This window comes from Phenylobacterium sp. 58.2.17 (assembly GCF_026411515.1).
Lineage (GTDB): Bacteria > Pseudomonadota > Alphaproteobacteria > Caulobacterales > Caulobacteraceae > Phenylobacterium.
On record NZ_JAPMTQ010000041.1, the window covers coordinates 1 to 15,266 of the forward strand.

Sequence of the window (15,266 nt, forward strand, 5' to 3'; positions counted from 1 at the left end):
CCCCCCCCCCCCCATTTTTTACACCCACAACCCCCAAACCCAGATCATGAGGCTTGTCTGGTGGGCTCGTTTTTTTTTATAAGAGACAGGGCTGCGCCGCCGCGGCGGCCGCGGCGGCCGCAGCGGCGCGGGCCGCTTCGGCTTCGGCGCGGGCGCGGTCCTCACGAGCGCGCTGCTCGGCGGCCTGACGGGCCTGATGCTCGCGCGCCAACTCGATCGCGCGCTGACGGGCGCGTTGTTCGTCAGCCGACAGCCCCGATCCGTCGTTCGACGGCCCGCCTTGCGACGGGCGCGGCGACGAGGGCTGCGGCGAGTGAGCGCGCTTTTCGGCCGAGGACGGCGCAGCAAGATTTCCCGCCGGCGCGGAATGGGTGCGCTGGCGCTTGGTCTCCACGACCACAGTCTTGGAGCGACCGTGGCTGAAGCTCTGCTTCACCGTGCCCGCGCTGACCGATCCAGCCCCACGGGGCTTGAGGGTCAGGGGAGCTCGCCCACCAGGGGCCCGGCCGTTGTCGTTCTCGTCGCTCATGCGCTCGCTTTACATATCGGCCGGGACGGTCCCGACCACGGACATTCCAATAGCTCTAGGCGCGCGAAACCGTCTTAGGTTCCGCCCGCCTCAGGAGGCTTTTCCTCGCGCCAACTCTCGGGAAGGAGCGGGCGGAAGCCAGATAGTCTCCGGACGTCATTCGTCCAGCGATCGGCCCCGCGCCCCGCAAGGAAGGCGGTGTGTATCACATTCTCGGCCCCCAAGGCCAAACCCAATTCCTCAGCGTCGAAGAGTCCGCAAAGCTGCGGCGGTTTGGGTGACTTGCGGGCCACATTCAGAATCTTGCGGCGGCCGTCCGCGGCGCCGTCGGACGCCTCGATCAGCCACGCGGCCTTGCCGGCGTTCAGGGTCGAAGCGACTTTTTCAAAGCCGGAGATAAGCTCGCCGGCCCGTTTCGCAAGCCCAAGACCGTCCAACAACCGCCGGCGCAGCAGCGTCTCGACCTGGTCGGCGAGATCAGCCGAGGCGGCGAGCTTGGCCTTGGCGGCGCGGGAAAACGCCCCCTTCTTGACCGCCGTCTCCACCGACACGCGGTCGGCGGCGACCCAGAGCCCCCGCCCCGGCAGCTTGCGCGCCAGGTCGGGAACCACCAGACCGCCCGGGCCGGCGACGAAGCGGACGAGCGCGGCCTCGTCCATCACCTGGCCCGAGACGATATCCCGCCGTTCCCGCGCGGCCTGCGCGAGGGTCCGAGGGGCCGTCGTTCCGGCCGTGATGGAAGCGGGCGCGCTCACCTGGGCTTAGGCCTCCGGAGTCTCTTCGGTCGCGGCCTCGGCTTGGGCCTCGACGTCGGCTTCGGCCTCGTCGGCGTACTCTTCTTCAGCTTCCGGCTCGGGCGGCGCCTCGACCCAGCCCATCACGATGCGGGCGCGCATGATCAGGGCCTCGGCCTCGGCGGCGTCGAGATTGAAGCTCTCGAGGATGCCCGGCTCGCGCACGCGCTCGCCGTCGCGGTTCTCGAACCAGCCGCGCAGGTCGTCCGGGATCAGGCCGGCCAGGTCCTCGACGTTCTTTACGTCGCCCTCGCCCAGCGCCACCGCCATCGGCAGGGTGACGCCCTCGATCTCGAGAAGGCCGTCCTCGACGCCGAGCGCCTTGCGCTTGGCGTCGTACTCGGCGGCCTCCTTGTCCAGGTACTCGCGAGCGCGGGTCTGGATTTCTTCGGCCGTGTCCTCGTCGAAGCCTTCGATCGCCGCGACTTCCGAGGCGTCGACATAGGCCACGTCCTCGACCGAGGCGAAGCCTTCGGTGACCAGCAGCTGGGCGATGACCTCGTCGACGTCCAGGGCTTCCTGGAACAGGGCGGTGCGCTCGGTGAACTCGCGCTGGCGGCGCTCGCTCTCCTGGCTCTCGGTCATGATGTCGATCTGCCAGCCGGTCAGCTGGCTGGCGAGACGCACGTTCTGGCCGCGACGGCCGATGGCCAGCGACAGCTGTTCGTCCGGAACCACCACTTCGACCCGCTCGTCCTCCTCGTCCATGACGACCTTGGAGACTTCCGCCGGGGCCAGGCCGTTGACGATGAAGGTCGCCTCGTCCGGGCTCCACTGGATGATGTCGATCTTCTCGCCCTGCAGCTCGGCCACCACCGCCTGCACGCGCGAGCCGCGCATGCCGACGCAGGCGCCGACCGGGTCGATCGAGCTGTCGTTGGAGACGACGGCCATCTTGGCGCGCGAGCCCGGGTCGCGGGCGACGGCGCGGATCTCGATGACGCCGTCATAGACTTCCGGAACTTCCTGCGCGAACAGCTTGGCCATGAAGCCGCCGTGGGCGCGGCTGAGCAGGATTTGCGGGCCCTTGGTCTCGCGGCGGACATCGTAGATGTAGCAGCGGATCCGGTCGCCGATGTTGAAGTTCTCGCGCGGGATCGACTGGTCGCGGCGCATGATGCCTTCGCCGCGGCCCAGGTCGACGACGGTATTGCCGTACTCGACGCGCTTGACCACGCCGTTGACGATCTCGCCGACGCGATCCTTGAACTCTTCGTACTGACGCTCGCGCTCGGCTTCGCGGACCTTGCCGGTCACCACCTGGCGGGCCATCTGGGTCTGCACCCGGCCGAACTCGAAGGGCGGCAGGATTTCCTCGTAGACCTTGCCGACGAAGGCGTCCTTGTCGCTGCGCAGGGCGTCGGCCAGCCGACGCACGCCGACCGGCTCTTCCGGCACGCCGTCCTCGGATTCGAACACCGCCTCGTCGTCGATGACGGTGATCACGCGCTTGACCGTGGTTTCGCCGGTCTTCGGGTCGATGCGCACGCGGATGTCGTGCTCGGCGCCGTACCGGGCGCGGGCGCCCTTCTGGATCGCTTCCTCGATCGCCTCGATCACGACTTCCTTGTCGATCGACTTCTCGCGGGCCACGGCCTCGGCGATCTGCAACAACTCAAGCCGGTTGGCGGAAATGCCGGTCAGGCTCATCGGTTTGCGTCCTCTTACTCGGGGGTGTCTTGGTCGGCCTCGGCGCTCAGGCGGGCGGCGCGTTCGTCCGCGCCGCGCTTCATCAGCGCGTCGGTCAGGATGAGTTTGGCGTCCACGATCCATTCGAACGGGATCATGGCCGTGGAGTCTTCGCCTTCCAGGTCGATGCCGATGGCGTCGCCTTCGACGCCGGCCAGCACGCCGCGGAAGCGCTTGCGGCCCTCGGCCACGCGGTCGAGCTCGATCCGCGCCTCGAAGCCGTCGTAGTTCTCAAAGTCCTTCAGCCGGGTCAGCGGCCGGTCGACGCCGGGCGAGGAGACTTCCAGCGTATATTCACCGGCGATCGGGTCGGCGGCGTCCATCACCTCGGAGATCGCGCGCGACAGGCGGGCGCAGTCCTCGACCACCATGTCGCCCTCGGGCGTCTCGGCCATGATCTGCAGCCGGCGGGCTTCGTCGCCGCCCATCAGGCGCAACCGGACGATCTCATAGCCTGCAGCTTCCGCGACAGGGTCGAGGAGCTCCAGGAGGCGGCGGTCTTCAGCGGTCTTGCCACGCATAAGCTTGGCTGCTCTCCGGCAACAAAAAAGCGGCCGGGCCGAAGCCTGCCGCTCGTATACGCTATCCAGCGCTAACGGACGATGTAACGGCTATATAGCGCGCGGCCGCCGGTTTGTCAGCCCCCAGCCGCACAGGCTCCAATTCGACGTCTTTTACAGCTTTTCGGGCGGCAATCGGCGCGCGGCCCCTTTTCGCGGGGGCCTTATTGGTCCACAGACGGCGCCCTCAACTCTTGTGTCGCCAAGGTCCTTCTTCCCTATGGACATCTCCAAGATCCCCACCGGCGTGAACCCGCCCTACGACGTCAACGCCATCATCGAGATCCCGCAAGGCGGCGAGCCGGTGAAGTACGAGCTCGACAAGGACAGCGGGGCCATCATGGTCGACCGCTTCCTCCACACGGCCATGTACTATCCGGGCAACTACGGCTTCATCCCGCACACGCTGTCGGACGACGGCGACCCGATGGACGTGCTGGTCGTCGGCCCGACCCCGGTGGTCCCGGGCGCGGTGATCCGCGTGCGGCCGATCGGGACCCTGATGATGGTCGACGAGGCGGGCGGCGACGAGAAGATCCTGGCGGTGCCGGTCGACAAGCTGCACCCGTTCTATGCAGGCGTGGACTCTTGGCGCGGCCTGCCGGCCATCCTGACCGAGCAGATCGCCCACTTCTTCCAGCATTACAAAGACCTGGAGAAGGGCAAGAGCGTCGAGATCGTGCGCTGGGCCGATCCGGAAGAAACCGGCGAACTGATCCGCCAGGGCATCGAGCGCGCCAAGGCCGCCGGCAAGGGCCAGCCCGGAACGTGACGATAGGGGTCGCCGTCGGCAGGTTTCGGCGGCGACCTTCCAGCTACCGTCTGATGAAGTCGAAAAAGACCGGCTCGCAGTCGCCCAGACGCTTTTCCTCGTAGCGCGTGGTGATGTGGTCGGCAGGCGCGATGCGCCAATCGTCGGCCCGCTGCGCCGGCCAATCGAACTCCGGCGAAGCCAGGATCCGCTCCAGCGCCCAGTCGGCATAGCCCGCCACGTCGGTGGCGAAGCGCAGCCGTCCGCCCGGCTTCAACACCCGCGCCAGTTCAGCCACCATGTCGCTCTGCACGATGCGGCGCTTGTGGTGCCGCGCCTTGGGCCAGGGGTCCGGGAACAGGATGAACACCCGATCGAGGCTGGCGTCCGGCAGACGCGCGGCCAGCTCGCGGGCGTCGCCGTCGTGGATGCGGACGTTCTTCAAATCTTGTTCAGCCACATGGCGCACGGCGCTGGCGACGCCGTTCAGGAACGGCTCGCAGCCGACGATCAGCACGTCGGGCGCGCGGGCGGCCTGACTGGCCATGTGTTCGCCGCCGCCGAAGCCGATCTCCAGCCACGCCTCGCGCGTCCCGGCCATCAGCGTGCGCGGGTCGAACGGGCCCTGCGGCGGCCGCAGCGCCGGCAGCAGCTCTTCGACCAGGGCGGCCTGGCGCGGCTTGATCGGCCGCGACTTGATCCGGCCGTAGGACCGCATCAGCGGGTGAGAGTTTTCTTCCATGCGCGCGCTCTACAACGACGAAGGCCGCCGCGCGAGTGCGCGACGGCCTTCGAATGTTCCAAACCCGATGTGGATCAGGCCAGGGCCTTCAGCTGATCGACCAGATCGGTCTTTTCCCAGGAGAAGCCGCCTTCGTTGTCCGGGGTGCGGCCGAAGTGGCCGTAGGCGGCGGTGCGGGCGTAGACCGGGCGGTTGAGGCCGAGGTGCTCGCGGATCGCGCGCGGCGTGGCGCCGCCGATCATCTGCGGCAGGGCCAGCTCCAGCTTGGCCGGATCGACCTGGCCGGTGCCGTGCAGGTCGACATAGAAGCTGAGCGGGTCCGACACGCCGATCGCGTAGCTGATCTGGATGGTGCACTTGCGCGCCAGGCCGGCGGCCACGACGTTCTTGGCCAGATAGCGGCAGGCGTAGGCGGCCGAGCGGTCGACCTTGGTCGGATCCTTGCCCGAGAAGGCGCCGCCGCCGTGCGGGGCCGCGCCGCCATAGGTGTCGACGATGATCTTGCGACCGGTGAGGCCGGCGTCGCCGTCCGGGCCGCCGATCAGGAAGCGGCCGGTCGGGTTGACGTGCCACTTGGTCTTCTTGGTGACCAGGCCGCTCGGCAGCACGCTCTCGACGTACGGCTTGATGGCCGCAGCCAGGCGCTTCGAATTGACGGTCTGGTCGCCGATCTTCTTCTTGTGCTGGGTCGAGACGACGATCTTCAGGATCTCGACCGGGCGGCCGTCCTGATAGAGCACCGTGACCTGGCTCTTGGCGTCCGGCTCAAGGAAGTCGGCCTCGCCCGAGTGACGGACCTCGGCCAGCTTGCGCAGGATGTCGTGCGAGTACTGCAGGGTGGCCGGCATCAACGACGGGGTCTCGTCGCAGGCGTAGCCGAACATGATCCCCTGGTCGCCCGCGCCCTCTTCCTTCTTCTCGGTCGAGTCGACGCCGACGGCGATGTCGGCCGACTGCGGGTGCAGGAAGTTGGAGAACTTGGCCTTTTCCCAGTGGAAGCCCTTCTGGGCGTAACCGATGTCCTTCACCGCGGCGCGGACCTTGGGCTCGAGACCGGCGAGGATCTCCTTGGTCATCGCCTTGTTCTCGGCCTTCGAGGCGCCCGGCTTGCCGGCCCGGACTTCACCGGCCAGCACGATGCGGTTGGTGGTGACCAGGGTCTCGCAGGCCACGCGGGCCTCGGGCTCCACCGACAGGAAGGCGTCGACCACCGTGTCGGAGATACGGTCAGCAACCTTGTCCGGATGGCCTTCGGAAACGCTTTCGCTGGTGAAGATGTAAGAGGAACGGCTCAAGAGGTAGCTCCGGAATCGGGCAGGCCGCCGCGCAGAGCGGCCCCATTTGGACGTCGTCGCCGGAAACCTATAAAGAAATCCTTATATCCCGCAAGCAGCGTCCACGCGATCTGACGTCGCGGGGGCGACGCCGCGACGCCAGAGAGACCCATGAGATTTGCTTGACGTGATCACGCCCGCCGCGCTGTGAAGGCGCGGACGCTGGTTCCGTGGGGGCGGATGGTTTTCTCATCCATCATCTTCATCTTCTATTTCCTGCCGGCGTTCCTGCTCGCCTACTATCTCAGCGGCTGGCGGACAGCCGTGCTGCTGGCGGGGAGCGCACTATTCTACGCCTGGGGCGAGGGGGCGTTTCTCGCGCTTCTCGGCGCGCTGATCGTCGCCAACCATATCGGCGTCGGCGTCATGGATCGAAGCCGTGGCCGGGCGCGGCAAGCCCTGCTGGCGGGCATCATCATCACCGACCTCGCGGTACTCGGCTGGTTCAAGTACGCCGGCTTCATCGGCGCGTCGCTGAACAGGCTGCTGACCGGCGCCCCCTTCCCGGAAGCCTCGCACCACCTGTTGCTCGGCATCTCGTTCTTCACGTTCCAGCTGATCAGCTATGCGGTCGACATCTATCGGCGCACCCTGCCGGCCGAGCCGTCGCTGGTCCGGTTCGCGACCTACGTGCTGATGTTCCCGCACCTGATCGCCGGCCCGATCGTGCGCTACGCGCACATTGCCGACGAGCTGCATTCCGACCGCCGCCGGTCCGGCCGGATCGGGCTGGGCGTCCAGTACTTCATCGTCGGCCTGTGCCAGAAAGTGCTGGTCGCCAACGCGGTCGCGCCGCTCGCCGATTTCGCCTTCGGCCTGCCGGCGGATACGCTCGACGCCACCACCGCCTGGCTGGGCGCCGTCGCCTACACCCTGCAGATCTACTTCGATTTCTGCGGCTACTCGAACATGGCGATCGGCCTGGCCTTCATGCTCGGCTTCACCTTCCCGCGGAACTTCGACTACCCGTACGCCGCCGCCTCGATCACGGACTTCTGGCGGCGCTGGCACATCTCGCTCTCGTCCTGGTTCCGCGACTACCTCTACATTCCCCTGGGCGGAAACCGCGGGGGCAAGTTGCGAACGTTCCGCAACCTGCTCATCGTCTTCCTGCTGACCGGCCTGTGGCACGGCGCGGCCTGGACGTTCGTCGTCTGGGGACTGTTCCACGGCGCCTTCCTGATCCTCGAGCGGATCGGCCTGGGTCGCCTGCTGGCGCGCGCTCCCGGCGTGGTCCGGCACGCCTATGTCCTGATCGTGGTCATCGCCGGCTGGGTGATCTTCCGGGCGGAAAGCCTGGCCCAGGCGAGCGACTATCTGAGCGCCATGGCCAACGTCCGGAGCTTCCAGACTCCGCGCCTGGAGCTGGTGCATATCGCCAATATCGAGGTGATCGTGACGCTGGTCGCCGGTTCGATCCTGTCGTTTCCGGTCCTGCCCGCCCTGCTACAGCGCCTGCGGGCGCCCAGATCCGACGCGCCGTCGCCCGACCTCCCGTCGCGCCTGGACACGCGGTCGGCGCATGCCGTGCCGACCCCGCTGCTGCTCGCCGGCCTGACGCTCAGCGTCGCGGTGCTGGCCGGGACGACGCTCAACCCGTTCCTCTATTTCCGGTTCTAGGATGAGCGCGCCTCTCCCCCGTCCCGGACTGATCGCCGGCGCCGTCGCGCTGATGGTCGCGGCGTTCTGCCTGCCGGCCGTCCTGCCCAAACCCGACCTGCGGGAAGGCCGCAAGCTTGCGCCGCCGCCGGCGCTTGCCGCAGGGATCACGGAAGCGCGGCGCCAGACGGACGCCTATGTCGCCGACAACTTCCCAGCCCGCCCCCTGCTGATCTCGACCCTCAACCTCGCGCGCCTGAAGCTGGGGGTGAGCGGCTCGGACAAGGTGCTGATCGGCCAGGACGGATGGCTGTTCTACAACGACGGCAGCCTGCTTGGCGCGGCGCGCGGGGCGTACCGGCTCGGCGCCGACGAAGCCCGGTCCCGACTGGCGAACCTGCAAGCCCGCTCGGAGTACCTGCAGGCCCGCGGCGCCGGCTATCTCGTCGTCGCCGCGCCGGTGCGGGAGGCGATCTATCCGGAGTTCGCGCCGTCCTGGTTCCACCTGGACCCGAGCCGATACAGCCGGGCGGCCGAAGCGCTGGCGAACGAGGCGACGCCCGGCCGCCTGCTCTATCTGGAGGCCGCCGTCGCCGCCGCGAAGACCGCCGGCGTCACGACGTTCAGCAAACACGACACCCATTGGACCGGCGACGGCGCCTATGCCGGCTATGGCGCGATCATGCAGGCGTTGCGGGCCCAGGGCCTGGCTCAAACGACCCGGCCGCTGAGCGACTTCAGGCCGAACGACACCGACCCCAAACGCCCCCGCGACCTCGCTCGGATGATCGGCGTCGCCGGTTTCGTGCCCATCCGATACCGGACCTATGAGGATCCCGCCGCCGTCAACTGGAAGACGATCTGGTTGGGCGACGGTCGCCGCGACTTCACCGCGCCCCAGGTGATCGACACCGGGGCGCCAGGCAAGCCCGTCCTGCTGATGCAGCGCGACTCGTTCTCCATCGCCCTGCTGCCGTTCCTGACCGGACACTTCAGCAAGGTGATCCTGACGCATATCGACGACGGGTATTGGCGGCCCGACCTGATCGACCGGTTCAAACCCGACTTCGTGATCCTCGAAGTGCAGGAGGCGGGCCTGGGCACCGTGCTCTCGACGGCGCCTGGACCGAGCCGCCCCGCCGGACCGTCGATCGAGGCGGCCATCGACAGGGCGAGAAGCCTGCGGCCGGTGTTGGCCTCGGAGCGGCGGGAACTGGCCAGCGCCCGGAAGGCCCCCGGCTGCGCGGTCGACAGGGTCGAGTCCCGCGGCCGCGATCTGCAGATCGCGGGTTGGATTTCCGACCTGCGTGCAGAGGCCGGCCTTGGCCGGGCCGCGGTGCGTTTGAGCGGTCCTGCCGGCGACTTCATTCAGGAGATTGCGGTGGACCGCCCCCGGCCGGACCTGCGGATGGCGTTCAAGCGGCCCATCGGAGAACCCAACGGCTTCGACGCCCGCCTGATCTCCACGCCCGCACAGAGCGGAAGCTACGGCATGACCATCTATCGGGCCTCGTCCGGAGGGTGGCTCGCCTGTCCTGGCCCCAAGGTCCAGATCGGCTGAGCGGCTGCCTCAGTCGTCGAGGATCGAGGGGTCTTCTTCGACCATGGCGCGGACCAGGTCGAGGATCCGCCGACGCACGCGCGGCGGGGCGATCCGCGGGAAGGCGCTGGCCAGTTCGACGCCCTCGGGCGTCAGCAGGAAGGCTTGCAGGTGGGCCTGGCCGCCTGGCGAGCCGTCAGCACCGATGGTGGCGGTGTCGGCCAGCCCTTCGAAGAAGTAGGCGGTCGAGGTTTCGAGCGCGCGGGCCATCTCGTAGAGCTTGGAAGCCGAAACCCGGTTCGCCGCCCGCTCGTACTTCTGGACCTGCTGAAAGGTCAGGCCGATCGCCTCGGCGAGTTTTTCCTGGCTGACCCCCAGTTCCTTACGACGAAGCCTGATGCGCAGGCCGACATGCACGTCGATCGGATTGGGAACGCTGTCGAGGTCCTTGGACATGGGCTCACCTTAGACGAGCCTCGACTGACGCGTCAAAAACCTGACCAATTCGTCAATTCCGCTCTATTCGCCGATGTAACTGTCGAAATCCGACCATGGCCAGCGAAAGGAGCAACATCATGGCGAAGCCTGCTTCGCTGATTACACCGTAGATTGTCTTAGCCCGCGGAGCGGGCAACCGAGCGTCGATTACGCCAGTTCTTCCGAGTCCGAGTTCGGCCCCCGGGACGATCCGGCCCTGGGCGTCGATCACCGCCGACACGCCGGTGGGCGTCGCCCGGATGATCGGCAGGCCGCTTTCGATCGCGCGATAGCTGGCGATGTTGAGATGCTGCCAGGGGCCGCTGGTGGCCCCGAACCAGGCGTCATTGGAGACGTTCAGCAGCCACTGAGGCCGCAGGCCGGCGCGGGTCGCGGCCGCTTCGGCGAAGCGCGGGAACAGCGCCTCGTAGCAGATCAGCGGCTGGAGCGGCGGCACGCCCTGAGGCGAGATCGGCCGGGGCGCCGGGCCGGCGGTGAAGTCCTCGGGCATATGCACCAGGCTGCGGATGCCGAGACGGGTCGCCAGGTCGCCAAAGGGCAGGAACTCGCCGAACGGCACCAGCCGGTGCTTGTCGTAGACGCCGGTGACCTTCAGGCCCTCGGGTTCGCCGCGCAGGGCGACCAGGCTGTTAAAGTAGTCGGCCTGCCCCTGGGCGTCGAACTGCACGCGATTGGCGCCCAGCAACAGGGTCTGGCCCGGCGCGACCGCCTGTGCAAAGCGGGCGACATAGGGGCTGCCCGGCGCGAGCAGGTCGTCGATCACCGCCGGCAACGCGCCCTCGGGCCAGACGATGATCTGCGGAACCGGGTCGCCGGGCTTCCCGCGCGAAAGCTCGACATAGGCCTCGACGATGGCGTCGAGGTTCTCGGGCTTCCACTTGTCCTTCTGGTCGATGTCGGCCTGAACGATGCGCACCATCGGCGCGTCGGCGCGGGCGGGCGGGACGGTCGACAGGCGCACGGTCCCGAAGGCGAACATGCCCGCCAGCACAAGCGCCGCCAGCAGCGGACCGGCGAACCGGCGGCGCGGCGAGCCGGCGTCCAGCGCCAGGGCGAAGCTCGCCGCCAGCGCGATGGTCACCCAGCTGAGGCCGTAGGGCCCGACCAGCGAAGCGACTTGCGACACCGCCCCGCCGGCGGTCCAGCTCTCGCCGGGAAGATTCCAGGGGAAGCCGGTGAAGATATGCGAGCGCACCCATTCGAGCAGGGCCAGCGCGCCGGCGAACACCAGCACCCGGCCCGGGCCGGGAACATCGGCGATGCGATAGAGCAGTGAGGCCAGCCCCCAGAACAGGGCCAGCCCGCCGGCCATGAACAGCAGGGCGAACGGCGCCATCCAACCGTGGGCCGCCGCGTCGACCAGGAACGCCTCGGTGATCCACCAGACGCCGACCGCGAAGTAGCCGACCCCGGCCAGCCAGCCGCGGAAGAAGGCCGAGCGCCGTGGCCGAGCGCCGGTCGTCTCCGCCATCCGCATCATCAGGGCGTAGCCGAGCAGGCCCGGCAACAGGCCGAACGGCGGATGGGCGAGCCCGGCCGCGACGCCGGCGCCCAGCGCCAGCAGCCGCGCGAGCCAGGGAGACGGCGTTTTCAGATCAGACCTCTTCGCCGGACGGCGCCGCCACCGGCGCGAACCGCACCCGCTTTACACGCCGCGCGTCGGAATCCAGCACCTGGATTTCGAAGCCGGCGGGATGGGCGATCACTTCGCCGCGTTGGGGCACCCGGCCGGCCAGGGCCGAGACCAGCCCGCCGACGGTGTCGATCTCCTCGTCGAGTTCGCCGGGCGCCAGGTGTTCGCCCAGGGCGGCCTCGAGCTTCTCCAGCGGCGCGCGAGCGTCGACCTCGTAGACGCCGCCGGCGCGGGGGGTGATGGCCGCAACCGTCGCCTCGTCGTGCTCGTCGTCGATCTCACCGACCACCGCCTCGACCAGGTCCTCCATGGTCACCAGCCCGTCGGTGCCGCCGAACTCGTCGATGACCATCGCCATGTGGGTCCGTTCGGCCTGCATGCGCAGCAACAGGTCGGCGGCGCGCATCGATCCGGGCACGTAGAGCGCATCGCGGCGCAGCTTCTGGAGCACCAGGTCGGACGGGCCGGGCCGCCGGCCGCGCCCGGCCAGCAGCTTGAAGATGTCCTTGACGTGGATGACCCCCACCGGATCGTCCAGGGTCTCGCGGTAGATCGGCATCCGGCTGTGCTCGGACTCCGCGAACAGGTCGACCACTTCAGAGAACGACGTCGACAGCTCGACCGCGACGATGTCGACGCGCGGCGTCATCACGTCGGAGACCCGCAGGGTCTGGAAGGCGGCCGCCTGTTCAACCAGGCCGTTCGGACCCGACGTCGGGCCTGGCGGCGGCGGCTCGGCCCGGCCGGCGCGAAGTTTGCGAAAGAACGCCCGAATCCCCCGGCTTCGACTGGGAGGTTCGGGCGGACTGGATATCCCGTCCGAAGAGTTAGCCATGGTCTCCCTGCTCAGCCGCGTAGGGGTCAGGCACCCCGAGCCCGGCCAGGATGACGCGCTCTAGACCTTCCATGTGTTCGGCCTCGGCGTCGGTCTCGTGATCGTATCCTAAAAGATGCAGCACGCCATGCGCCACCAGATGCTGCAGGTGGTGCGCGAGCGGCTTGCCCTGTTCGGCGGCTTCGCGGGCGCAGACGCCGAACGCCAGGGCGATGTCGCCCAGGTGCCCCTCCGGATTCTGCGGCGCCGGGAAGGACAGGACGTTGGTCGCATAGTCCTTGCCGCGGAACCGGGCGTTGAGGTCGCGCACGCTGTCGTCGTCGGTCAGCAGGATGGTGACTGCGTCACCGTCGGACTCGGCCCGCCGCAGGGCCGCGGCGGCGGCGGCCTGGACCAGATCCTGCGCCTGCGGCGCGGAGGCGACCCAAGCTTCGTCCTCGATCTCGATATCGATCAAATCGCGCGTCCGCTCTTGGCCGCGTCGGCGTCGTAGGCGCGCACGATGCGTTCGACCATCGGGTGGCGCACGACGTCCTCGACCGAGAACCGGTTGACGCCGACCCCTTGGACGCCCTCCAGCAGGCCGACCGCGTGGGCCAGGCCGGAATCGGCGGCGTTGACCAGGTCGATCTGGCTGGGATCGCCGGTGACCGCCATGCGCGAGCCCTCGCCGATGCGGGTCAGGACCATCTTCATCTGCAGGCGGGTGGTGTTCTGCGCCTCGTCGATGATGATGAAGGCGTGGCTGAGCGTGCGGCCGCGAAGGAAGGCGATCGGGGCGACCTCGATCTCACCCTTCTCCCGCCGCCGGCGCAGCTGCTCGGCGCCGATGATGTCGGTCAGCGCCTCCCAGACCGGGGCCATGTAGGGGTCGACCTTCTCGTTCATGTCGCCGGGCAGGAAGCCGAGCCGCTCGCCCGCCTCCACGGCAGGACGGCTGACGATCAGGCGGTCGACCTCGCCGCGCAGCAAGAGGCCGGCGCCGTGGGCGACGGCCAGGAAGGTCTTGCCGGTGCCGGCCGGGCCGAGACCGAAGACCAGCTCGCAGGTGTTGAGCGAGTCGAGATAGCGGACCTGGCCGGGGGTGCGCGGCGCGACCTGGCCGCGACGGCTGCTGGGCAGGCCGCCGGCCGGCGACTTGCCGGTCCCGGCGCGGGCCGCGCCGATGGCGACCCGGACGTCGGCCTCGCTGACCTCGCGGCCGGAGTCGGCCTGGGCGGCCAGGGCGGCGACCACCTGCTTGGCGCCGGCGCGGGACTTGGCGTCGCCATTGATCGACACTCCGCCGCCGGGGGTCTCGATCAGGACGTTGAAGGCGTCCTCGATCAGCGCCGCATGGCGGCTGGCGGCGCCGGCCACCGCACGGGCGGCCTCGTCCGAAAGCGGGATGTACTCGGGGCGGCTCACGCGGTCTCCATTTCGAGCACGCCGGCCAGGCTCATCTTGTGGGCCGTCTCGATGCGCACCGGCACGATCTGGCCGATCAGCCGCTCGGGGCCGTCGACGTGGACGGCCTGCAGATAGGGGCTGCGGCCCGAGAGCTGGCCCGGATGGCGGCCGGGCTTTTCGAACAGCACCGGCAGCACCTTGCCGACCTGCGCGGCGTTGAAGGCGCGCTGCTGCTCGTCGATCAGGGCGTTGAGGCGGGCCAGCCGCTCGTCCTTGACCTCCTCGGCCACCTGGCCCGGCAGGGCGGCGGCCGGAGTGCCGGGACGGCGCGAGTACTTGAAGGTGAAGGAGGCGGCGTAGCCGACCTCGCGCACCAGGCTGAGGGTCGCCTCGAAGTCGGCGTCGCGCTCGCCCGGGAAACCGACGATGAAGTCGCCGGACATGGCGATGTCGGGCCGCGCGGCGCGGATCTTCTCGACCAACCGCAGGTAGCTTTCGGCGGTGTGGGCGCGGTTCATCGCCTTGAGGATCTTGTCCGAGCCGGCCTGCACCGGCAGGTGCAGATAGGGCATCAGCTGCGGCAGCTCGGCGTGGGCGGCGATCAGCGCCTCGTCCATGTCGGCCGGGTGGCTGGTGGTGTAGCGGATGCGGTCCAGGCCCTCGATCTGCGCCAGCTGGCGGGCCAGGCCCGCCAGGCCGCCTTCACCGGCGTAGGCGTTGACGTTCTGGCCGAGCAGGGTGACCTCGCGCACGCCCTTGGAAGCCAGGTCGCGAGCCTCGGCCAGGATGGTCTCGACCGGGCGCGACCACTCGCCGCCGCGGGTGTAGGGCACTACGCAGAAGGTGCAGAACTTGTCACAGCCCTCCTGCACGGTGAGGAAGGCGGTGACGCCGTCGGGATTGCGCTCGGCCGGCAGGGCGTCGAACTTCTCGTCGGCGGCGAAGTCGGCGGCCAGGCGCTCGCCGCGGGCCCGATGGGCGCGGGCGATCAGCTCGGGCAGCTGGTGATAGGCCTGCGGCCCGACCACCAGATCGACGGCCGGCTGGCGCAGCATGATCTGCTCGCCCTCGGCCTGAGCGACGCAGCCGGCCACGGCGATGGTCATCTTGCCCCCGGCCTCGGCGCGCGCCTGCTTCATCAGCTTGATCTGGCCGAGTTCGGAATAGACCTTCTCGGTGGCCTTCTCGCGGATGTGGCAGGTGTTGAGGACGACGAGGTCGGCGTCCTCGGGGGTCGAGGTCACGCCGTAGCCCAGCGGCGCCAGCACGTCGGCCATGCGCTCGCTGTCATAGACGTTCATCTGACAGCCGTAGGTCTTGATGTAGAGGCGCTTTGCTGGCGCAGAACCGGTCATGCCGGCGTTATGGGGTTG

14 protein-coding genes and 1 pseudogene are annotated in these 15,266 nt (G+C 68.8%); 3 read left to right on the plus strand and 12 right to left on the minus strand.

Features of this window, described 5'->3' with window-relative positions; genetic code table 11:
* Positions 1 to 97: 97 nt before the first annotated feature.
* From OUA97_RS18905 to rimP, 4 genes and pseudogenes are all read right to left on the minus strand, one after another.
* A pseudogene (locus OUA97_RS18905) lies at positions 98 to 529 on the minus strand (IF-2-associated domain-containing protein); the annotation flags it as partial.
* Positions 530 to 603: 74 nt separating this feature from the next.
* Positions 604 to 1,266 (minus strand): RNA-binding protein, encoded by a 663-nt coding sequence (locus OUA97_RS18910; RefSeq protein WP_267233616.1) that lies wholly within the window; start codon positions 1,264 to 1,266, stop codon positions 604 to 606.
* 24 nt (positions 1,267 to 1,290) lie between these two features.
* A complete protein-coding gene (gene nusA, locus OUA97_RS18915; protein WP_267233585.1) occupies positions 1,291 to 2,973 on the minus strand; it encodes a transcription termination factor NusA in 1,683 nt (560 codons plus the stop codon).
* A 14-nt stretch (positions 2,974 to 2,987) separates the two neighbouring features.
* Positions 2,988 to 3,533: a ribosome maturation factor RimP gene (rimP, locus tag OUA97_RS18920; RefSeq protein WP_267233586.1), complete on the minus strand. Its 546-nt coding sequence runs from the start codon at positions 3,531 to 3,533 to the stop codon at positions 2,988 to 2,990.
* A gap of 259 nt (positions 3,534 to 3,792) precedes the next feature.
* Here rimP and ppa point away from each other — a divergent pair, with 259 nt between their 5' ends.
* A complete protein-coding gene (gene ppa / locus OUA97_RS18925; protein WP_267233587.1) occupies positions 3,793 to 4,344 on the plus strand; it encodes an inorganic diphosphatase in 552 nt (183 codons plus the stop codon).
* Positions 4,345 to 4,387: 43 nt separating this feature from the next.
* Here ppa and trmB read toward each other — a convergent pair whose 3' ends face one another.
* Positions 4,388 to 5,065, minus strand: a complete 678-nt coding sequence (trmB, locus tag OUA97_RS18930) for a tRNA (guanosine(46)-N7)-methyltransferase TrmB (RefSeq protein ID WP_267233588.1) — start codon at positions 5,063 to 5,065, stop codon at positions 4,388 to 4,390.
* 74 nt (positions 5,066 to 5,139) lie between these two features.
* The gene (gene metK, locus OUA97_RS18935) at positions 5,140 to 6,360 is read right to left on the minus strand and encodes a methionine adenosyltransferase (RefSeq protein WP_267233589.1); all 1,221 of its coding nucleotides are present in this window, start codon (positions 6,358 to 6,360) and stop codon (positions 5,140 to 5,142) included.
* 219 nt (positions 6,361 to 6,579) lie between these two features.
* On the opposite strand from metK, the gene OUA97_RS18940 reads away from it, so the two are divergent.
* Both OUA97_RS18940 and OUA97_RS18945 read left to right on the plus strand, forming a co-directional pair.
* Positions 6,580 to 8,019: an MBOAT family O-acyltransferase gene (locus tag OUA97_RS18940; protein WP_267233590.1), complete on the plus strand. Its 1,440-nt coding sequence runs from the start codon at positions 6,580 to 6,582 to the stop codon at positions 8,017 to 8,019.
* Position 8,020: 1 nt separating this feature from the next.
* Positions 8,021 to 9,559, plus strand: coding sequence for an alginate O-acetyltransferase AlgX-related protein (locus tag OUA97_RS18945; protein WP_267233591.1), 1,539 nt, complete (start codon positions 8,021 to 8,023; stop codon positions 9,557 to 9,559).
* A 9-nt stretch (positions 9,560 to 9,568) separates the two neighbouring features.
* On the opposite strand, the gene OUA97_RS18950 is transcribed toward OUA97_RS18945, so the two are convergent.
* Genes OUA97_RS18950 through miaB form a run of 6 tightly spaced genes read right to left on the minus strand, consistent with a single transcriptional unit; the run spans position 9,569 to position 15,248 of the window.
* The gene (locus OUA97_RS18950) at positions 9,569 to 9,994 is read right to left on the minus strand and encodes a helix-turn-helix domain-containing protein (RefSeq protein WP_267233592.1); all 426 of its coding nucleotides are present in this window, start codon (positions 9,992 to 9,994) and stop codon (positions 9,569 to 9,571) included.
* A 52-nt stretch (positions 9,995 to 10,046) separates the two neighbouring features.
* A complete protein-coding gene (gene lnt / locus OUA97_RS18955) occupies positions 10,047 to 11,630 on the minus strand; it encodes an apolipoprotein N-acyltransferase (RefSeq protein WP_267233617.1) in 1,584 nt (527 codons plus the stop codon).
* Between the two features lies 1 nt (position 11,631).
* Positions 11,632 to 12,504 (minus strand): hemolysin family protein, encoded by an 873-nt coding sequence (locus OUA97_RS18960; protein WP_267233593.1) that lies wholly within the window; start codon positions 12,502 to 12,504, stop codon positions 11,632 to 11,634.
* On the minus strand, positions 12,497 to 12,961 hold the full coding sequence (ybeY, locus tag OUA97_RS18965) for an rRNA maturation RNase YbeY (RefSeq protein ID WP_267233594.1): 465 nt from the start codon (positions 12,959 to 12,961) through the stop codon (positions 12,497 to 12,499). The genes OUA97_RS18960 and ybeY overlap by 8 nt, the downstream gene beginning before the upstream one ends.
* Positions 12,958 to 13,911 (minus strand): PhoH family protein, encoded by a 954-nt coding sequence (locus OUA97_RS18970; protein WP_267233595.1) that lies wholly within the window; start codon positions 13,909 to 13,911, stop codon positions 12,958 to 12,960. The genes ybeY and OUA97_RS18970 overlap by 4 nt, the downstream gene beginning before the upstream one ends.
* The gene (gene miaB / locus OUA97_RS18975) at positions 13,908 to 15,248 is read right to left on the minus strand and encodes a tRNA (N6-isopentenyl adenosine(37)-C2)-methylthiotransferase MiaB (protein ID WP_267233596.1); all 1,341 of its coding nucleotides are present in this window, start codon (positions 15,246 to 15,248) and stop codon (positions 13,908 to 13,910) included. Before miaB ends, OUA97_RS18970 begins: the two co-directional genes overlap by 4 nt.
* Positions 15,249 to 15,266 lie beyond the last annotated feature (18 nt).